The organism is Streptomyces sp. NPDC031100 (genome assembly GCF_055570785.1).
This window is the reverse complement of the sequence record NZ_JBVIGN010000006.1, coordinates 435,183-456,263: the sequence shown is the minus strand read 5'-3', so window position 1 is coordinate 456,263 and position 21,081 is coordinate 435,183. Positions and strand designations below refer to the sequence as shown.

7 protein-coding genes are annotated in these 21,081 nt (G+C 73.9%); 5 read left to right on the top strand and 2 right to left on the bottom strand.

All coding sequences use genetic code 11. The features are described from left to right. The first annotated feature begins 93 nt into the window (after positions 1–93). Positions 94–507, top strand: coding sequence for an SsgA family sporulation/cell division regulator (locus ACZ5DS_RS20180; RefSeq protein WP_468240268.1), 414 nt, complete (start codon positions 94–96; stop codon positions 505–507). A gap of 139 nt (positions 508–646) precedes the next feature. Further along, positions 647–2,671: a phosphocholine-specific phospholipase C gene (locus ACZ5DS_RS20175; RefSeq protein ID WP_468240266.1), complete on the top strand. Its 2,025-nt coding sequence runs from the start codon at positions 647–649 to the stop codon at positions 2,669–2,671. On the opposite strand, the gene ACZ5DS_RS20170 is transcribed toward ACZ5DS_RS20175, so the two are convergent. Continuing rightward, a complete protein-coding gene (locus ACZ5DS_RS20170) occupies positions 2,661–3,686 on the bottom strand; it encodes a Gfo/Idh/MocA family protein (RefSeq protein ID WP_468240263.1) in 1,026 nt (341 codons plus the stop codon). The genes ACZ5DS_RS20175 and ACZ5DS_RS20170 overlap by 11 nt on opposite strands. Before the next feature lie 71 nt (positions 3,687–3,757). After that, positions 3,758–4,852, bottom strand: coding sequence for a baeRF3 domain-containing protein (locus ACZ5DS_RS20165; RefSeq protein ID WP_468240261.1), 1,095 nt, complete (start codon positions 4,850–4,852; stop codon positions 3,758–3,760). A gap of 171 nt (positions 4,853–5,023) precedes the next feature. On the opposite strand from ACZ5DS_RS20165, the gene ACZ5DS_RS20160 reads away from it, so the two are divergent. The 3 genes from ACZ5DS_RS20160 to ACZ5DS_RS20150 all read left to right on the top strand — a co-directional run bounded on the left by ACZ5DS_RS20160 (position 5,024) and on the right by ACZ5DS_RS20150 (position 21,077). Further along, complete coding sequence (locus tag ACZ5DS_RS20160) at positions 5,024–5,209, top strand: hypothetical protein (protein ID WP_468240259.1); 186 nt, start codon at positions 5,024–5,026, stop codon at positions 5,207–5,209. Positions 5,210–5,565: 356 nt separating this feature from the next. Beyond that, the gene (locus tag ACZ5DS_RS20155) at positions 5,566–7,290 is read left to right on the top strand and encodes a fatty acyl-AMP ligase (RefSeq protein ID WP_468240257.1); all 1,725 of its coding nucleotides are present in this window, start codon (positions 5,566–5,568) and stop codon (positions 7,288–7,290) included. A gap of 152 nt (positions 7,291–7,442) precedes the next feature. After that, a complete protein-coding gene (locus ACZ5DS_RS20150) occupies positions 7,443–21,077 on the top strand; it encodes an SDR family NAD(P)-dependent oxidoreductase (RefSeq protein WP_468240254.1) in 13,635 nt (4,544 codons plus the stop codon). The last annotated feature ends 4 nt before the right edge of the window (positions 21,078–21,081 follow it).

Below are 21,081 nucleotides of genomic sequence, written 5' to 3'. Positions count from 1 at the left end.
CTGGTGTTCCATGATGACGCAGTCCGCTCGATGCGCACCAACTCTGTCCGGATTTGGCGTCCTGTGAAGGGCTCCGGATGACTCCTTAAAAGCATGGACACCACCATCGTGCAGCCCGCCCATGCCCGTCTGATCACCGCCGAGGACCGGGAGGTCCCGGTGTCGGCCGTCCTGCGCTACACGGCGGACGACCCGCTGGCCGTCTTCCTGGACTTCCCGCCCGAGGCCACCCTGGCGGGCGACGAGGTCACCTGGACCTTCGCGCGCTCCCTGCTGGACCAGGGTCTGCGCGCCCCCGCCGGGCACGGGGACGTCCAGATTTGGCCGCACGGCCGCACCCGGACCGTCCTCGAACTCCATTCGCCGTGCGGCCTCGCGCTGCTGCAGTTCCCCAGCTCGTCGCTGCGCCGTTTCCTGCTGAACACCTACAGCGTGGTGGCGGCCGGGCAGGAGGACGTCGCGGCGGTCGTGGAACGGGGCCTGAGCAGTCTGTTCGGCGGGGTGTGAGCGGATGCCGGGGCCGGGTTCCGGACTTTGACTTTTATTCATTCGCGCCTCACCGCGCTGCTATGGACCTCGACGATCACCGCGGGCACCCTGGCGCGCGGTGTGCCGCAGGGGCACTCCGGTGACGAGGACGGGGCCAATGACACCGATCAGCCGAAGAGGCTTCGTGGGGCTCGGCGCATCCGTGGCCGCGGGAGTGGCGCTGGGCGCCGGCACCCGCAGTGCCGCCGCTGCCGACGCCGCGGCGACCGGCACGATCAAGGACGTCCAGCACGTGGTCATCCTCATGCAGGAGAACCGCAGCTTCGACCACTACTTCGGGCGCCTGAAGGGCGTCCGCGGCTTCGACGACCGCAGCGGCATCACCCTGAGCGGCGGCCACCCGGTCTTCAACCAGCCGAACGGAACGGGCCGCCAGTACCCGTGGAAGCTCAGCGCGACCCCGGACGCGGGCGGCAAGGACGGCGAGACCCTGGCCCAGTGCAACGGCGACCTGCCGCACTCCTGGTCCTCCCAGCACTCCGCCTGGAACAAGGGCCGGATGGACAACTGGGTCGCGGGCGTCGGCAACGTCCGCTCGCTCGGCTACCTGGACCGCTCCGACATCCCCTTCCACTACGCGCTCGCCGACACCTACACGATCTGCGACGCCTACTTCTGCTCCACCCTCAGCGCGACCGGCCCCAACCGCACCTACCTGTGGAGCGGCAAGGTCGACTCCGCCAGCTACGACGGCGGCGACGAGTCCGGCCTGACCTGGCAGAACTACGCCGAGGCCCTGCAGGCCGCCGGAGTGACCTGGAAGGTCTACCAGAACGCGGCCGACAACTACGGCGACAACGGCTGCGCCTACTTCAGGAACTTCGCGAACGCCAAGGCGGGCGACCCGCTCCACGACCGGGGCATGTCCTCCGTCCCGAAGGTCACCGGCTCCACCCCGGACGACATCGCCGCCGCCATCAAGGCCGACGTCCTCGCGGGCACCCTGCCGCAGGTCTCCTGGGTGGTCCCCAACCAGGCCTTCTCCGAGCATCCGTACGCACCGCCCGGCGACGGCGCCCACTTCGTCAGCCTCGTCTACCAGGCCCTCGCCGCCGACCAGGACGTCTTCAACTCGACCGTCCTGTTCCTCAACTACGACGAGAACGACGGCTTCTTCGACCACGTCCCGCCCCCCACCCCGCCGTCCGGAACCGCCGGCGAGTTCCTGAACGGGGTGCCGTACGGCTTCGGGTTCCGCGTCCCGATGCTCGTCGTCTCGCCCTGGACGCGCGGCGGCTGGGTCTCCTCGGAGGTCTTCGAGCACACCTCGGTGCTGCGCTTCCTGGAGACTTGGACATCGGCCATCGGCAAGCCCGCCAAGTGCCCCAACATCAGCGACTGGCGGCGCAAGGTCAGCGGCGACCTGACCGGTGTCTTCGACTTCGCCAACCCGGTCTACGGCTCCGTCGCGCTGCCCGCGACGAGCGTCATCGGCATCGACACCTGCGGCCCGCTGCCCAACCCGGTGCCGACGAACAACGCCCTGCCCGCCCAGGAGCCCGGCACCCGCCCGGCCCGCGCGCTGCCGTACCAGCCGAACGGATTCCTGGACCACCTGGAGTTCGGGTCCGCCGGCCAGATCCTCGCCTGGTTCACCATGACCAACCAGGGCGGCCCGGCGGCCCGGGCGGCGCACTTCTCGATCCACCCCAACGCCTACCGCGACACCACGCCCTGGCCGTACACGGTCGACGCGGGCGGCACGGCCTCCGACTACTTCAACATCGGACTGGGGTTCGGCTCCGGCAAGTACGACCTGACCATGGTCGGCCCCAACCGGTTCCTGCGCCGCTTCCAGGGTGATGCCACCAAGGCGGGCAAGTCGGCCGAGGTGAGCACCCGTTACGCCGTGGAGCCCGGCACCGGCAAGCTGGCCGTCTACTTCAAGATGACCAACTCGGGCTCGTCGTCGGTGAAGTTCACCATCACCTCCAACCACTACCGCACCGACGGTCCCTGGACCTACACCGTCGCCGCGGGCGCCTCCACGGAGGACTTCTTCAACGCCGTCGCGTACCAGAACGGCTGGTACGACTTCACGGTGACCGTCGACTCCGACGCGACCTGGTCGCGCCGGTTCACCGGGCACCTGGAGACGGGCGCCGCGAGCGTCAGCGGCTGACGCCTGCGTACAGGTCCGGGCGCGGAGCGAGCTCGACGGCCACCCGGCCGCCGGTCTCCAGCGCCCGGACCCCCGCCTCGGCGACGACCGAGGCCGCGTAGCCGTCCCAGACGCTCGCGCCGGTGACCTCACCGCGCCGGGTGGCGTCGACCCACGCCTGCACCTCGCGGTCGTAGGCGTCGGCGAAGCGGACCAGGTAGTCCTGCGCCACCTCCTCGGCGGCGCTGCCCCGGGAGGTGACCACCATGGTGTGCTCATCACCGATCCGGGCGCTGCCCGCCTCGCACACGGCCTCGCAGCGCACCTGGTAGCCGAAGCCGCAGTTGACGAAGACCTCCACGTCGACGAGCGCGCCGCGCTCGGTCTCGAACAGCACGAACTGCGGATCGATCAGCCCCTCGGGCGCGCCCGCCGAGGACGCCGGACGCAGCACGGTGACCGACGTCAGCTCCTGCCCGAGCAGCCAGCGGGCCGCGTCGATCTCGTGCGAGACGGAGCTGTTGATCAGCATGGCGCTGGTGAAGCCGGGCGGGGAGGAGACGTTGCGGTGGGTGCAGTGCAGCATCAGCGGGCGGCCGAGGCTGCCGCCGTCCAGCAGCGACTTCAGCCCCCGGTACCCGGTGTCGTAGCGCCGCATGAAGCCGATCTGCGCCAGCCTGCGGCCGAGCCGCGCCTCCGCCTCCACCACCCGCAGCGCACCCGTGGAGTCCGGCACCATGGGTTTCTCGCACAGCACGGGCAGGCCCCGCTGGAACGCCGCGAGCAGCGCCTCCTCGTGCGCGGGGCCGGGGGAGGCGATCAGGGCGGCCTCCACGCCCGGTGCGTCCAGCGCGGCCACCGGGTCCGTGTGCACGGTGACGCCGTCCAGGCCGGCCACCGCCTCCTTCGCGCGGTCGAGATCGGGGTCGGCCACGGCCGCCACCCTGGCGCCGCTCACCACCTGGTCGAGGCGTCGTATGTGGTCGGCTCCCATGTGTCCGGCACCCAGTACCGCCACACCCAGCAGGTCACCCATGAGCGCGCTCCCTTACGCCGACGATCACGCCGTAGCGTACGCCGCGCAGGGAGCGCTGCCCGGGGAGTGCCTCAGTACCGCAGCACCCCCGCGATGCCGTTCGCGTCGCCCAGCGTGCCGTCCGGGACGAAGCGGACGTCGGCGCCGGTCTCCAGACACTGTTCGACGATCTCGTCCACGATGTCGTCGCGGGCGTCCAGGTCCCCCGGCTCGGCCGGGACGAGGTGGTCGCCCTGGTCGCGGACGGTCGTGCGGTAGTTCTCCTCGACGGCGAGGAGCCGGACACGGCCGTCCCGGGCGTTCTGCCACAGCTCGTCGACCCCGGCCGCGTAGGTCTTGTGCCCGCGTGCGGAGGTCAGGTCCCTCATGACGGACGTGGTGTCCTTGCGGGCCTCCTCCTCCAGGACCGGCTTGAGGGCCTGCCACACGGCCTCCGGGCCCGCGTGGGCGAGGCCTCCGCGCGGGACCTGCACGGCGGACTTGGCGACGCTGCCGACCTCGTCCAGCAGGGACAGTGCCGCCTGCTCGCCGGTGATGTACAGCGGGCGGGGCTGGTCGCGCAGGACCGTGCTCATGGCGGTGTCCGCCTCGCGCAGGAACTGGCGCGTGCCCTCGTCACTGAAGGTGCTCGGCTGGTCGCCGATCTGCATCTGCCGCTCGGCGTCGAAGTTCTCCCGGACGTGGATCAGCGGGAAGCCGCCCGAGTGGTCCTCGACGACCCGGTCGGGGCCGCCGCTCCACAGCGTGATGCGGTCGGCGGAGAGCGACAGCACCCAGAAGGGCCGCTCGGCGGCCTGGGCCGAGACCAGATTGCGGGTGAGGAAGGTGTCCGACAGCACCACCCGCTCGGGTACGGTGCGGGCCAGCGACCAGACCTGGTGCTCGCCCGGCGCCGCGAAGATCACCAGGCCGTCCTCGGCGTGTGCCAGGTCCACCTCCGCCAGGGCGCGGTCGAGCTGTGCCACGACCTCGTTGCGCCGCTCCCGGGTGACGGAGGGATCGGATTCCAGCCGCTTCCTGGCCTCGGCCACCACATTGCGCAGCCGGACCGGATCCTGGTCGTTCTCGGGTTCGCGGCGGTGCGTGGGCGTCAGCACGGACACTGCCGGGTAAGGGCGCGGGCGCCGCAGTTCGGCAAGGGTTGCGGGACTCAGTGCGTGCTCCATGACAGCACGATAGGGCGATTTCACCTGTCCGGCATTCGGGGTGATCGCCTGATATTTCCTCTCACTCCGTGGCGGCCCCGGAGGCCTGGCCCGGCCACCAGGGGACAAGTAACCCGTCAGTAGGTTCCGGGTTCGCATCTCTGCCGCCCCCGGCGTCAGGCGCTTCGTCGGGTGACCCGGAGCGGTAGCGGCGGCGCCTCGTTCTGCGCGTGCGCCGCTCAAGTGCGCGGCCCCACGTACGAGGACCCGGCCACCTCCTCCCGCGGCTATGCGATCAACTGCTCCGGGTTCCGCCGGCTCCTCGACGAAGAAGCGCTCGCCGGGGACTGCGTCACCCCGGCCGGCCGCAAGGCGTAGTGGCAGTCTGATCGCGGTGTGTGACGTATTCCACGAGAGGATGCGTCGACCGTGCGTGCACAGCTGATTCATGCGTTCGTCACGGATCGTCAGCCCAGCGAACTCACTTGGATACGAAGCGTTTACGTGTGCCCGGCGTTTCGATCAAACAGATCTTGCTATGGTCCTACTGATCGGTAGCAGACTGCTGCGGGGGATCACGAGGAGCCGTCCGACCCACGGCTCCCTGTGCGAGGGGTCGAGTCCAACGACCCGGCAACGAGGCCGGGTTGATGCCGAACTCCGTGCGTCCGAGCGACACGACGCCCGAACTCCCGTTTACTCGCCACCCATTCAGACAGGTGAAGACTCGTCCTATGGCACGTTCCCTGGTCGAACTGCTGACCACGCACGCCTCGAACCATCCGGAGCGCACCGCGTACCGCCATCTCGTCACCGGTGACAGCGACGGAGAGACCCAGGAACTCACCTACGACCGACTGGCCACCCGCTCCCGCGCCGTCGCCGCCTGGCTTCAGGAGCGCGGACTGGCCGGCTCGCGCGCCATGCTGCTGTTCCCGCCCGGCCTGGAGTTCATCTGCGCCTACCTGGGCTGCCTCTCGGCCGGTGTGGCCGCCGTACCGGGCGTGCCCCCGCAGGGCCGCGCGCAGAACCACCGTGCGCTGACCCGGATGAAGCGCCTGATGGCCGACGCCGACGCCAAGGTCATCCTGGGCGGCCGCGACGTGATGGCCGCGCTCGACGGCATGGCCGGGCACCTGCCCGAACTCGACGGGGTCGCCCGCCTCGCCACCGAGGACATCCCCGACGACGCGGCGGCCGCCTGGCGCGAGCCCCAACTCACCGCGGACTCCGTCGCGTTCCTCCAGTACACCTCCGGCTCCACCTCGGCCCCGCGCGGAGTCGTGGTCACCCACGGCAACCTGCTGGACAACCAGCGGGTGATCACCGAGCGCATGGGCCACACGCCCGAGGCGATCGCTGCCCACGACCAGGAGCTGTTCGTCAGCTGGCTGCCGGTCTACCACGACATGGGGCTCATCGGCCCGGTCCTGAACACGGTGTACCTCGGCGCCACCGCCACCCTGTTCTCGCCCCTGCACTTCCTCCAGCAGCCGGACCGCTGGCTCACCGCGGTCAGCCGCTACCGCCCGCACACCAGCGGTGCCCCCAACTTCGCCTACGAGCTGTGTCTGAAGCACGCCGGCCCGGACCTGCTCGACCGCCTCGACCTCAGCTCGTGGAAGGTCGCCTTCAACGGCGCCGAACCCGTGCGCGCGGCCACCCTGCGCCGCTTCGCCGACACCTTCGCCGCCGCCGGATTCCGCCGCGAGGCCCTGTACCCCTGCTACGGCCTGGCGGAGGCCACCCTGATGGTCACCGGCGGCACCGTGGACACTGCGCCGACGCTGCTCGCCGCCGCCGACGGCGCCCCGAACGCCGGCGAGGCCGACGCGGCCGCCGTCGGCTGCGGCCGCCCCGGCCCGGGCGTGACCGTGGCCGTCGTCCATCCCGAGGCTCAGGAGGAGCTGCCCGAGGGCGAGGTCGGTGAGATCTGGGTGGCCGGCGCGAGCGTCGCCAAGGGCTACTGGCGCAACGCCCTCGCCACCCGCGAGACCTTCCGCGCCCAGCTCCCGGGCCACGAGGGCCGCTTCCTGCGCACCGGCGACCTCGGCCTCCTGCGGGACGGCGAACTGTTCGTCACCGGTCGTCTGAAGGACCTCATCGTCATCGACGGCCGCAACCACTACCCGCAGGACCTGGAGCTGACCGCCGAACTGACCCACCCGGCCCTGCGCCCCGGCTGCACCGCCGCGTTCTCCGTGGACACCGGAGCGGACGGCGAACAGCCCGTCCTCGTCGCCGAGATCGCCCCGGACGACGCCGGCGAGTCCGAGAAGATCACCGACCTGATCCGCAGCGCGGTCGGCGAGGCCCACGGCCTGTCCGTGCGCGACGTCGTCCTGGTCCAGCCCGGCACCATCCCCAAGACCTCCAGCGGGAAGATCCAGCGCCGCGCCACCCGGACGGCGTACCTCGACGGCACCCTCTCCGTGGTGACCGCGCCCGCCGTGGCCTGACCCCGCCCGCCTCCGGCGCGCCCGCCCGCGCCGGAGGCCCGGTCGCCGCGTAGGGGACCCCCGCGGGCCGTACGCCCGCACCGCCGTACCCGCACCCGTCGTGCGGTACGGACCTCCAGCCTGAGCCCGAGTTCACGAGGACACCTGCCCAGATGCCTGCGAACGCGTTCCCGAAGCAGACCCCCGAGCCGTCCCTGACGACCTCCGAGGGCGTCCGGGCCTGGCTGACATCGGCCGTCGCCGAGGCGGCCGGCACCGACCCGGAGCTCATCGACCCGCACCGGCCGCTCGCCGAATTCGGCCTCGGCTCACGCCAGTTGGTGACCCTGGCCGCCGAACTCGGCACGCTGACCGGCCGCCCCCTCGAGCCCTCCCTCGTCTTCAACCACCCCACCATCGCCGCCGTCGCGGACGCCGTCTTCGAACAGCCCCGGACGCCGACGCCCCGTCCGATCGTGGTGCCGGCCGGCCCCGGCGACGACGTGGCGATCATCTCCATGGCGTGCCGCTTCCCCGGCGGCGCCGACGACCCCGAAGCCCTGTGGCGGCTGCTCGCCACCGGCGAGGACGCCATCTCCGAGGTACCGGCGGGCCGTTGGGACACGAGCGGCCTGTACGACCCCGACCCCGAGGCCACCGGCAAGGCCTACACCCTGCGCGGCGGCTTCCTCGACGGCGGCATCGACCGTTTCGACGCGTCCTTCTTCGGCATCTCCCCGCGCGAGGCCGCCGCCATGGACCCCCAGCAGCGGCTGCTCCTGCAGACCACCTGGGAGACGATCGAACGCGCCGGAATCCTCCCGGAGTCCCTGAACGGCAGCTCCACCGGCGTCTACGTCGGCCTCTACGACAGCGGCTACCTCGCCGCCGCCCCGCTCGCGCAGCTCGACGGGCACGTCGGCACCGGCTCGGCGGCCAGTGTGGCCTCCGGGCGCATCGCCTACACCCTCGGCCTGCAAGGGCCCGCGGTGACCGTCGACACCGCCTGCTCGTCCTCGCTGGTCGCCCTGCACCTGGCGGCACGAGCCCTGGTGAGCGGGGAGTGCGACCTCGCCCTGGCCGGCGGGGCCACACTGCTGGTCACCCCGCGCGGGCACGTCGAGTTCAGCAGGCTGCGCGGGCTGTCCCCGTCCGGGCGGTGCAGCCCGTTCTCCGCCGACGCCGACGGTGTCGTATGGGCCGAAGGCTGCGGTCTCGTCCTGCTCAAGCGGCTCGCGGACGCACGCCGGGACGGCGACCGGATCCTGGCCGTCGTCAAGGGCTCGGCGATCAACCAGGACGGCCGCAGCCAGGGCCTGAGCGCCCCCAACGGCCCGGCCCAGGAACGGGTGGTGCGCGCCGCCCTGGACGCGGCCGGGCTCACCCCGCACGACCTCGACCACGTCGAGGCCCACGGCACCGGCACCCGCCTCGGCGACCCGATCGAACTCCGCGCCCTGGCCAACGTGTTCGGCCCGGACCGCCCCGCCGACCACCCCCTCGGCATCGGCTCCCTGAAGTCCAACATCGGCCACACGCAGGCGGCCGCGGGCATCGGTGGCGTCATCAAGACCGTCCTCGCGCTCGGTCACGAGCACATACCCCGGTCCCTGCACGCCGAGCACCTCACCGACCACATCGACTGGACCGGCAGCGGCCTGCGCGTGCACAGCACCGCACAGGCCTGGCCGCGCACCGAGGGCCGGGTGCGCCGGGCCGGGGTCAGCGCGTTCGGGATCAGCGGCACCAACGCCCACGTGATCCTCGAAGAAGCGCCGGAACCCCCGGTCGCCGCCACCCCCGCGGAGCGGCCCGCCGCCACCCTCTTCCCCCTCTCCGCCCGCAGCCTCCCCGCGCTCCACGGCCAGGCCGCCCGGCTGCTCGACGCCCTCGAAGCACACCCGGAGCTGCCGCTCCCCGAGGTCGCCGCGACCCTCGCGCACCACCGCACCCACTTCGACCACCGGGCCGTCGTCCAGGCATCCGACGGGGCGCAGCTGCTCCACGGCCTGCGTGCCCTCGCCGACGGACACCCCGACGCCGACCTCACCACGGGCCGTCAGCAGACCGTCCCCGCCGGAAAGCTGGCCTTCGTCTTCCCCGGGCAGGGCAGCCAGTGGGCCGGGATGGCCCGCGATCTGCTGGACCGCGACCCCGTCTTCGCCGACGAGCTGGACCGCTGCGACGCGGCCCTGCGCCCGTTCACCGAGTGGTCCGTGACGGCCGTGCTGCGCGGCGACGCCGGCGCCCCGCCCCTGGACCGCGTGGACGTCGTCCAGCCCGCGCTGTTCGCCGTGATGGTGTCGCTGGCCGCCGTGTGGCGGGCCCGGGGCGTGCGCCCCGACGCCGTGATCGGGCACAGCCAGGGCGAGGTCGCCGCGGCCTGCGTGGCCGGCGCGCTCAGCCTCAATGACGCCGCCGCCGTGGTCGCCCTGCGCAGCCAGGCACTGACCGAGCTGTCCGGCACCGGCACCATGGCCGTGATCGCGCTGCCCCACACCGAGGTGCAGGCCCTCCTCGGCGAAGGCGTCTCGGTCGCCGCCGTCAACAGCGGCCGCGCCACCGTGGTCGCCGGTGCCGTCGAAGCGGTCGAAGCGCTGCTCACCGGCCTCGAAGCACGCCAGGTGTTCGTCCGCCGACTCGACGTCGACTACGCCTCCCACAGCGCTGAGGTCGAGCCGGTCCGCGACCGCATCCTCGACGAACTCGACGGCGTCGCCACGTACCCGACGGACATCGCCTGGTACTCCACGGTCACCGGTGAACCGGTCACCGAGGAACTGGAGGCCGGCTACTGGTACACCAACCTCCGCGAGGCCGTCCGCTTCGCGCCCGTCGTCGAGCGCATGCTCGCCGACGGCTACCGCCACTTCGTCGAACTCAGCCCGCATCCGGCCCTGCTGACCGCGCTGCGCACCATCGGCGAGGACACCGGCCACGACCTGACCGCCGTCGGCTCGCTGGGCCGCGACGAGGACGGCCCGGCCTGCCTGGACCGCGCCGCCGCCGAACTCCACGTCCACGGACGGCGGATCGACTGGCGCCGCCTGGTCCCGGACGGACCCGCCGCCGACCTGCCGACCTACGCCTGGGACCCGCAGCGCCACTGGATCGCACCGGAGACCGCCACCGGCGGCCCCGCCCTGTTCGACCGTGCCGCGCACCCGTTCCTCGGCATCCAGCTCCAGTCCGCCGACGAGACCCGCTGGACCTTCCGCAACGAGTGGTCCGCGGCCACCGCCGACTGGCTGCCCGACCACACCGTCTTCGGCCGCACCGTGGTCTCCGGCACCACCCTGATGGAGCTGTGCCGTGCCGCGCTCGCCGCGGCCCGCCCGGATGAGACGGCCGACGTCACCGACCTGCTCCTGCTCAGCCCTCTCGTCCTGCCCGGCTCCGGCACGGTCGAGGTCTCCGTCGACGTCGCCACCGCAGGCCCCGTACCCGAGATCACCGTGCACAGCCGCCCGCGCGGCCAGGACACCCCAGGCTGGACCCTGCACGCCACCGCCTCGGCCGCCCCATCGGCCCCGCTCACCGCAGCCCGTCCCCCCAAGTGGCCCGACACCGCCGAAGAGGCCTGGACCGCGCAGACGTACGACCGCCTGGCCGCCCTCGGCCTCGGCTACGGCCCCGCCTTCCAGGCCGTACGGTCGGCGGTCACGACCTGCGACGGAGAACTCCTCGCCCGCCTCTCACTGCCCTCCTCCGCCCGGGACGTGGCCGACCCGTACCCGGTACACCCGGCGCTGCTGGATGCCGCCCTCCATGTGACCGCCGCCCTCGGCCTGTCCGACGGACGCGCCCTGCTGCCCGTCGCCGTGGGCCGCTGCGCCCTGCCGTCCGGCGGCACGGGCGACCTGACCGCGCTGGTGCGGCGCACCGGAGGCTCCGCCACGGACCTCACCCTGGACATCACCCTGTGGGACGCCGACGGCCTGCCCGCCGGACGCCTGGAGGGCGTACGCCTGCGCGCCGCCGACCCGGCCGACCTCGACGCCGGCTCGGAGAACGCGCGGCATCTGTACGAGCCGGCCTGGACGGCCGTCACCGACGAGCCGCCCGCCGCTGAGGACCTCACCTGGACCGTCGTCGGCGACCCGGCCGACCCGCAGGCCGAGGCCGCCCTGCACGGCCTGGACCGCCGAGAGTCGGGCGCCGACGTCGTCGTACGCTTCTGGCCGCGCCCCGACGAACCGGTGTCCGGCGCCCACGAGTCGGCGGCCACCGCACTCACCGAGCTGCAGCGCCTCCTCGCGCTTCCCGAGGACGAGACGCCCACCCGCACCGTGTGGGTGACCCGCGGCGCGGTCGCCGCCGCCGACGGCGACCCGGTGCCCGGATACGCCCAGTCGGTGCTCTGGGGCCTGGCCCGCAGCGCCCGCGCCGAACACCCGGACCTCGGGCTGACCCTGCTCGACCTCGACGACACCGATCCCGCGTCCGCGCTCCGGGCGGCAGCCGTCGGCCTGGCCGACGAGCCCGAACTCGCCCTTCGCAAGGGGATGTTGTTCGCGCCCAGGCTGGTGCGGGCCAGGCCCGTGAACGCGCAGCAGCGCCAGGACGAGCAGCGCCGGGCGGAGGTCGTCCCCACGGACGGAACCGTCCTGATCACCGGTGGCCTCGGAGTCGTCGGCCGGCACATCGCCCGACTCCTCGCCGAACGGGGCGTCCCCCGGCTCCTGTTGACGGCCCGCCAGGGTGCCGAAGACCCCCGCGCGGCCGACACGGTCGCCGAACTGGCCGCGCTCGGCACCGTGGCCGAGGTCGTCGCGTGCGACGTGACCGACCCGGCCGCCGTCGCAGATGTCCTCGCCCGGGTCGGCGAGGAACTGCCCCTGCGCGGTGTCGTGCACTGCGCCGGGATCCTCGACGACGGGGTGGTGGCCGAGCTGACTCCCGAGCGGCTGGCGCGGGTGCTGCGGCCCAAGGTCGACGGGGCCCTCCATCTGCACCGGCTCACCGCCGGCGCCCCGCTGGACCTCTTCCTGCTCGTGTCGTCGGCCGCCGGTGTCGTCGGCAACGCGGGCCAGGGCAACTACGCGGCCGCCAACGTCTTCCTCGACCAACTCGCCCACCACCGGCGGGCCCTGGGCCTGCCCGGCAGCTCCGTCTCCTTCGGCGCCTGGGCCGGCGAGGGCCTGGCCGCCGCCCACGCCGACCTGGACCGCATGGCCCGGCTCGGCCACCGCGCCCTCACCCCGGACCAGGGCCGCGACCTCGTGGCCCTGGCCCTGCGGCACGGCGCCCCGCACCTGGTCGCCTGGGCCCTCGACCTGCCCCGCCTGCGCGCGTCGGACGCCGCGGGCACCGCCCTGTGGCGCTCGCTGCTGCCCGCGCCGCGCAGCACCGGGGGAGATGCCCTCGCCGACCGCCTGGCCAGGCTGCCCGAGCCCGAACGGGCCGAGCGCGTCCTGGCCCTGGTCCGGGACGAGGCCTCCCGCGCCCTCGGCCTGCGCTCGGCCGAGTCCGTGCGCCCCGACCAGCCGCTGCGCGACCTCGGCATGGACTCCGTCACGGCCGTCGAACTGCGCAACCGCATCGGCGCCCGGCTCGGCACCCGCCTGCCCGCCACCCTCCTCTTCGACCACCCCACCGCCGACCGGCTGGCCGCATACCTGCTGGCCAACGTGCTGGGACACGGGGCGCGCGAGGTCCAGCGGGCCCAGACGACCGTGCCCGCCACCGACGAACCGATCGCCATCGTCGCCATGGCCTGCCGGCTGCCCGGCGGGGTGAACGACCCGGACGGCCTGTGGCGGCTGGTCGCCGACGGCCGGGACGCGGTCGGACCGTTCCCCGCCGGACGCTGGGACGTGGAGGCGCTGTACGACCCCGACCCGGACGCCCTCGGCAAGTCCTACGCCCGCGAGGGCGGCTTCCTGGACGACATCGAGTCCTTCGACGCGGGCTTCTTCGGCATCACCCCGAAGGAGGCCGCCGCCATGGACCCCCAGCAGCGGCTGCTGCTGGAGACGGCCTGGGAGGCGCTGGAGCGCGCCGGTATCGTGCCCGCCCGGCTCGCCGGCAGCACCACCGGCGTGTACGTCGGCATGTTCGGCAGCGACTACCTGGCCGGCTCCCGCCTCGACCAGCTCGACGGCTACGTCGGCACCGGCTCGGCGCTCAGCGTCGCCTCCGGCCGGCTGGCCTACGCGCTCGGCCTGCACGGTCCGGCCCTGACCGTGGACACGGCGTGCTCGTCCTCGCTGGTGGCGACGCACCTGGCCGTCCGGGCGCTGCGCGCGGGTGAGTGCGACCTGGCGCTGGCCGGCGGGGTGACGCTGATGGTGACCCCGCAGACCTTCGTGGAGTTCAGCCGGCTGCGCGGCCTGTCCCCGACCGGCCGCTGCCGCTCCTTCTCCGACGACGCCGACGGCGCGATCTGGGCCGAGGGCGCGGGGATGCTCGTCCTCAAGCGGCTCAGCGACGCCGAGCGGGACGGCGACGAGGTGCTGGCCGTGCTGCGCGGCACGGCCGTCAACCAGGACGGCCGCAGCCAGGGCCTGTCCGCGCCCAACGGCCCGGCCCAGGAACAGGTGATCCGCCGCGCGCTGGAGCTGTCCGGGCTGGCGCCCGCCGACATCGACCACATCGAGGCGCACGGCACCGGCACCACCCTCGGCGACCCCATCGAGGCGAACGCCCTGACCGAGGTCTTCGCGGCCTCCCGCCCCCAGGACCGTCCGCTGTATCTGGGCTCGCTGAAGTCCAACATCGGCCATGTGCAGGCCGCTTCGGGCGTCGCCGGACTGATCAAGGTCGTGCAGTCGCTGCGCCACCAGACCCTGCCGCGCACCCTGCACGCCGACACGCCGAGCCGGCACATCGAGTGGGACGGCAGCGGACTCGCCCTGCTCCAGGAACCGGTCGCCTGGCCGGCGACGCCTCAGCGGGTGCGGCGGGCCGGGGTCAGCGCCTTCGGCATCAGCGGTACCAACGCCCACGTCATCGTGGAGGAGGCCCCGGCCAGGCCCGCTCAGGAGGCGGAACTCCCGGACGGCAAGCGCCTGTTCGTGCTCTCGGGGCGTAGTGAGGCAGGGCTGCGCGGCCAGGCGGGCCGGCTGGCCCGTCAGCTCACCGCCGACACCGCGCTCCCCGACGTCGCCCACACCCTGGCCCGCCACCGCAGCCACTTCGAGTGGCGTACGGCGGTCGTCGCGGGAGACCGGGAGGAACTGCTGTCCTCCCTCAAGGCCCTGGACAGCGGACGCAGGCCCGTGCCCGCGCCCCGCGAGGACCAGACCGGAAAGGTCGCGTTCGTCTTCGCCGGGCACGGCGGCCAGTGGACCGGCATGGGCCTGGGACTGGAGTCCCAGTCCGAGGCCTTCCGGGCCGAGCTGACCCGCATCGACGCCGCCGTCCAGCGGCACGTCGGCTGGTCGGTGCTCAACGTGCTGCGGGCACCGGAGGAGTTCTCCCCGCTCGACCGCACCGAATACCTCCAGCCGGTCCTGTTCGCCGTCAACGCGTCCCTGGCCGCGGCCTGGCGGGAACTCGGCGTCACCCCGGACGCCGTCGTCGGCCACAGCCTCGGCGAGATCGCCGCCGCGTACAGCGCGGGCGCCCTCACCCTGGACGAGGCCGTGACCGCCGTCACCGGGCGGGCCGCCGCGGTCGTCCCGCTCGTCGGGCACGGCGGCATGCTCGCCGTGGAACTGCCGCTCGCGGACGTCGAGGACCTGCTGACGCCCTACGCCGGCCGCCTGTTCGTCGGAGCCGTCAACAGCCCTGCTGCCACCGCCGTCTCCGGCGAGGCCGAGGCCCTCACGGAGCTGCGCCGCCACTTGGAAGAGCGCGGCGTCCCCACCCGCGTCCTGTCGACACCGTTCGCCTCGCACACCCCGCTCATGGAACCCCTGCGCGCCGAGCTGCTCGACCGCTTCTCCGGCATCCGGGGCACCCGCACACCGACCCCGCTGTACTCGTCCGTGCTCGCCGCACCCGTCCCCGGGGACGAGCTGGACGCCGGCTACTGGTGCGACAACCTGAGCCGGCCGGTCCGCTTCGCCGACACCATCCGGCGCATGCTGGACGACGGCTACCGCTACTTCGTGGAACTCAGCCCGCACCCCTCGCTCCTCTCGTCCATCGAGGCCGTCGCGGCCGAGGCAGGGATCGACGCGACCGGCATCGGCTCGCTGCGCCGTGGCCGGGACGCGCACGAGGTCCTGCTCGGCCGGCTGGGGGAGTTGTTCACGGCCGGACACACGCCCGACTGGACGGCGCTCTTCCCGCACGGCCGCCGCGCCGACCTGCCCACCTACGCCTTCGCCCGCGAACGGCACTGGCTCGCCCCCGTCCAGGCCACCGCCACCGGCGGCTCACCGCTCCTCGGCACCCACGTCCAGGCCAGCGACGAACCCGGCCGGGACCTCTTCCAGAGCGAGATCGCCCTCGACGACAGCCGCTTCGCCTACCTCACCGACCACCAGGTCACCGGCGAGGTGTGGCTGCCGGGCGCCGCCCTCCTCGACATGGTCCTGGAGGCGGCGACCGCCCTCGCGGACGGGGGCGAGGTGCACCTGGCCGACGTCCGGTTCGTCCAACCGCTGCGCCTGGACCCCGAGCGGCCCGTACGGCTCCAGCTCGTGCTGCGCCCCGCGGAGAACGGCTTCCGGGACTTCTCCCTCGCCTCGGCACCCGCCGGACAGCGACAGCCGCGCTGGGAGCGGCACGCGACCGGACGCCTCGCCCTCACCCCCGAACCGGCGGCCGACACCGGCACGGACCTGGCCGCCCTGCGCGAGCGCTGCACCGAACGCGTCGACCTGTCCGCCGTCTACGCCGGCCTCGCCGCCCTCGGCATCGACTACGGCCCCGCCTTCCGGGGCCTGGAGGAGGGCCACCGGGACGGCGGCACGACAGCGGTGGCCCGCCTGGCCGCCCGGCCCGCCGCCGGTCACCTCCTGCACCCCGCCACGCTCGACGCCTCCTTCCACACCGCCGCGCTGCCCGCGGCCGCCCCGCAGGGCAGGGCGTTCGTGCCCGCGGGCGCCGGACGCCTGCGGTTCACCGGCCTGCGCACCGCACCCGCCTGGGTGAGCTGCGACCTGCGCTCGGTCGACGGCGACACCGCCGTCCTCGACCTGCGCCTGTGGGACGAGAACGGCCAACTCGTCCTCGCCGCCGACGAGTTCCGGCTCGCCGCGCTCTCCCCGCTGGACGGCGCCCTCTTCGAGACCCGCTGGCAGCCCCGCCCCGCGGCACAGGAGCCGCCGGCCGAGGGCAGCTGGCTCCTCCTCGCCGACGAGACCGGCGTGGCCGACGAACTGGCCCGCCGCCTCGACGATGTCGCCCCCTACGTGATCGCGCGCCGAGGCACCGCCTACGGCACCGAGGGCCCCGGCCGCTACGTCCTCGACCCGGCCGACCCGGCCCAGCTGGCCCGGCTGCTGGACGAGGCCTTCGCGGACGCGCCGCCCGAGCGGGTGGTCCAGCTGTCCGCGCTCGACGCCCCGCACGTCTGCGACGAGAGCAGCGCCGAGGAGGCCGCCCGGCTCTGCTGCCTGACCACCCTGCACCTGGTCCGGGCCCTCGCCGAACGCGAGCGGCCCAAGAGCCGTTCGCCGCGCCTGTTCGTCGTCGTACGCGGCAGCCAGGCCGCCGGTGACAGCACCGCGGTGGCACATCCGCAGCAGGCCCTCGCCTGGGGCTTCGGCCTCACCGTGGCCCAGGAACACCCCGAACTCGCCACCACGCTGGTCGACCTGCCCGCCGACGGCGGCGCCGAGGCGCTGTGGACCGAGCTGCGGCACGCCGACGACGAACGCCTTATCGCCCTGCGCGACGCCGGCCGCCTCGTCCCGCGCCTGGCCCGGACCCGCCCCGACGACGGCGGCCACGCCGAGCAGCCCGACGGCGTGCACCTCATCACCGGCGGCCTGGGCGGCCTCGGCCGGGTCGTCGCCGAGCGGCTGGTCCGCCGGGGCGCCCGCCGGCTCGCCCTGCTGAGCCGCGGCACACCCGACCAGGCCGCCACCGCCTGGATCCAGAGCCTGGAACAGCGCGGCGTCACCGTGCACCTCGCCCGCGCGGACGTCGCCGACCGCGCCGGACTCTCCGCCGCCCTGGACGCCGTACGCCGCGCGGCAGGACCCGTCGCCACCGTGGTCCACGCCGCCGGTGTCCTGGACGACGCCACCCTGGCCAACCTCACCGACGAGCGCGTCCGGCGCGTCCTCGCGCCCAAGGTGCTCGGCACCGCCCTGCTCACCGAACTGGCCCCGGAAGCGGCGAACCTGGTCCTGTTCGCCTCGGCCGCCGGCCTGCTGGGCTCGGCCGGACAGAGCCCCTACTCCGCGGCCAACGCCTTCCTCGACGCCTGGGCGCACCACCTCTCCCGGTCCGGCAGGCGGGCGCTGAGCCTGGACTGGGGCGCCTGGGCGGGCGTCGGCATGGTCGCCGAGTCCGGCACCCGGGCCGCCGAGACCAGCCGCTCCGGCCTGGTCGCCTTCTCCCCGCAGGACGGCGGCGAGCTGTTCGACCGGGTGCTGGCCACCGCCCGCCGCCAGCTCGCCCCCATCGCCCTCGACTGGGAGCTGCTCGCCCTCGACCCGGACGCGGCGCGCAGCCGCCCGCTCCTCGCCGACCTGGTGAGCGTCCCGGCCGGCGGCGGGGACACCGACGACCTCGTGAAGAAGGTGTTCGCGGCCGCCACCGAGCAGGAGCGCACCGAGTGGCTCGAGACCTACGTGCGGGCCCGCGTCGGCGAGGTCTCCGGCGGTGCGGTGGACGTGTTCGCCACCACGGCCCTGAAGGAACTCGGCCTGGACTCGCTGATGCTGGTCCGGCTGCGCAACGCCTTCGCCCGCGAACTGGGCGTCGAGCTGCCGGCCGCCGACGTGTTCTCCGCCGCCGACATCCGCGGCCTCGCCCGCGCCCTGGCCGAGGGCCTGCCCGAGCGCGCCGCACCGGCCGAGCGGGCGGGGCACACGCCCGCGCAGCACGTGCCCGAGACCGAACTGCGGCCCGCGACCCGGGACGTCGTACGACTCCTGCGCAGTGCCCAGCCGGACATGCCCCAGGCAGCGCACGGCGTGGGTCTGGCCGTACGGCTCGGCACACCGACGACCCGCGAGGCCCTCACCGGGATCCTCGACCGGCTCGCCGCCCGGCACGCAGCCCTGCGCACGGCCGTCGTGACCGGCGACGAGGGCGGACGGCAACTGCGCGTGGACCGGCAGCCGCCCGCGCCGCTGCTCAGCTGGACCGAGACCACGCAGGAGGCGGACGCCGGCGAGCGGCTGCGGCTGCTCCTGGAGCCGCCGTTCGACCTGGCCGTCCCGCCGCTGTGGCGGTTCGAACTCGTCGACGGCGACCCGCGCGGCCAGCTCCTGGTGTTCGGCGCCCACCACGCGGTCAGCGACCTCCAGTCCCTGCTGCTGGTGGCCGCCGAGATCGACACCGAACTGTCCGGCACCCCGCTGGACGGCACCGTCACCAACCGGGACATCGACCTGCTGATCGAGGCCCAGCAGGGCGGCGGCGACGGCCCCGGCGCCGACTGGCGGGAGGCCTTCCAGGGCAGCGAACGGCTCGACCTGACCCTCGCCCGCCCGCGTCCAGACACCCGCTCCTACCGCTCCGGAAGCGTCACCGTGACCGTCCCCGACGGCCTCATGGAACGCGTCTCGGCCGCCGCGAGCACACTGGCCGTCACCCCCGCCGCGTTCTGCCTCGGCACCCTCACCGTGCTGCTGGCCAGGAAGCGGGAGCGGGAGCGGTTCGCGCTCGCCGTGCCCGTGGACACCCGCATCCACGCCGACGCGTACGGCGCCGTGGGCTTCTTCGGCGTCCCCGTGCCCTTCCCCGCACAGGCGGCGGCGGGAGAGCGGATCGCGGACGTCCTCGTCCGCACCGACCGGCGCCTGCAGCAGATCCTGGCGAAGGGCGCCATGTTCTCCGACGCCCTCGCCACGCTCGCCCGCCAGGGCCTGCACCGCGCCAACGCCCCGCTCGTCGAGGTGTACTTCAACTACGTCCGCTTCTCGGGCCGGTTGACCCACCTCGAGGTGCTGCCCGCCGGTGTCGGCCACACCGACCTGGACCTGATGATCACCATGACCCCGGACACGGGCACCGTCCGCCTCGACCACAACCTCGACATCCTGGACGCGGACACCGCGACCGAACTCGGCGAGGAGTTCCTGCGGTTGCTCGCGGAGACCGCCGAGGACGCGACTGCGGTCGTACGGGAGAGTGCAACCGTCATACAGCAGGCGCCGGTCGAGGGACCCCGTCTCGCCCTCGCCGCCACCTTCGCCCTCGGCAACCTGCCCCTGATGTGCGAGGCGGCGCTGGAGGACGAGCGGGCGAGCGTCGCCGAGGCGCCGTACCACCAGGTGCTCGCCGCCCTCCAGGACCCGTCCGGCGTGCTCGCCGACCCGGCCACCGCGGTGGGCGTCGTCCTGCTGCGCGCCGCCGACCTGGAGCGCTTCGGGCCGGTGGACGACACGGCACTCGCCGAACTGCGCAGCGCCTTCCCGGCCGCGCTGAAGTCCCTCGCCGAACGCACCCGCAGGCCGCTCGTCGTTGGCATCCTGCCGACCGCGCGGACCGCGGACCGCTTCCTCGACTGGGAGCGCGGGATCACCGCCGACCTGGCCGACCTGCCCGGCATCGCGGTGCTCGGCCCCGACGAATGGACCCGGCACCACACCGTCGAGGAGCGCTTCGACGAGCGCACCGAGCGACTTGCCCACCTGCCCTTCACCCCGGCCTTCCAGGCGGCGGTCGCGCTGCGCCTGGCCGAGGTGGTACGGGCCGTACGGCGCCCCGCGCCCAAGGTGATCGCCGTCGACGGCGACGAGACCCTGTGGGGCGGGGTGGCGGGTGAGGCCGGACCGGAGGCGGTGGACCTCACCGGAGCACGCGCCCGGCTGGCCCGCAGGCTGCTCCAGTGGCGGGACGCGGGTGCACTGCTGGCCCTGGTCAGCAACAACGACGAGGCCACCGTCCGGGCGGTCCTCGACCGCCCCGACAGCCTGCTGAAGGCCGAGCACTTCAGTGTCGTCTCCGCCGCCTGGAACCCCAAGCCCGAGCGCCTCGCCGAGGCCGCCCGGACCCTGAACCTGGGCCTGGACAGCTTCCTGTTCCTGGACGACAACCCGGCCGAGATCGCCAGGATGCGCTCGGCGCTCCCGCAGGTGCTGTCCGTGACCTGCCCGCCGGCCGCCGGACTCGACGCGTTCCTGGACCGGTTGTGGCCCCTCGTCCCGGCCGCGGCGACCGCCGAGGACACCCTGCGGGCCCGCTTCTACGCACAGGAACGCGAGCGGGACGCCGTCCGCGAGGGCGCCGGGTTCGAGGACTTCCTCGCCCAGCTGAACCTCGAGGTGGACCTCCGCGAGCTGACCGACGCGGACGTCGAGCGGGCCGAGCAACTCGTCCGCCGCACCAACCAGTTCACCCTGCGCGCCCGGTCCGCCGACGGCGGCGACCTCGCCCGGTGGCGCGCGCAGGGCGAGGTGTGGACGGCGGCCGCCCGGGACCGGTTCGGCGACTACGGCCAGATCGCCCTCCTCGCCTTCACCGCCGACGGCGACCAACTCGACGTCCGCGGCTGGCTGATGAGCTGCCGGGCCCTCGGCCGAGGCGTCGAGGAACGGCTGCTCGGCCGGCTCGCCGACCGGGCCGAGCAGCTGGGCTGCGCCAAGGTCCGGCTCACCGCGGAGCGCACCCCGCGCAACGCACCCGCCCGGCGGCTGCTCGCCGCGCTCGGCGGCGGCGACCCGGACGACGAGCGGCTGGACGTCGTGGCCACGCCCGGGCACCTGCGGGCCTTCCGCTCCTGGGAGCAGCAGTGAGGAA

Coding starts and splice junctions, on each gene's coding strand:
- ACZ5DS_RS20180 (WP_468240268.1), top strand. CDS start 94: ATGGACACCACCATCGTGCAGCCCGCCCATGCCCGTCTGATCACCGCC.
- ACZ5DS_RS20175 (WP_468240266.1), top strand. CDS start 647: ATGACACCGATCAGCCGAAGAGGCTTCGTGGGGCTCGGCGCATCCGTG.
- ACZ5DS_RS20170 (WP_468240263.1), bottom strand. CDS start 3,686: ATGGGTGACCTGCTGGGTGTGGCGGTACTGGGTGCCGGACACATGGGA.
- ACZ5DS_RS20165 (WP_468240261.1), bottom strand. CDS start 4,852: ATGGAGCACGCACTGAGTCCCGCAACCCTTGCCGAACTGCGGCGCCCG.
- ACZ5DS_RS20155 (WP_468240257.1), top strand. CDS start 5,566: ATGGCACGTTCCCTGGTCGAACTGCTGACCACGCACGCCTCGAACCAT.
- ACZ5DS_RS20150 (WP_468240254.1), top strand. CDS start 7,443: ATGCCTGCGAACGCGTTCCCGAAGCAGACCCCCGAGCCGTCCCTGACG.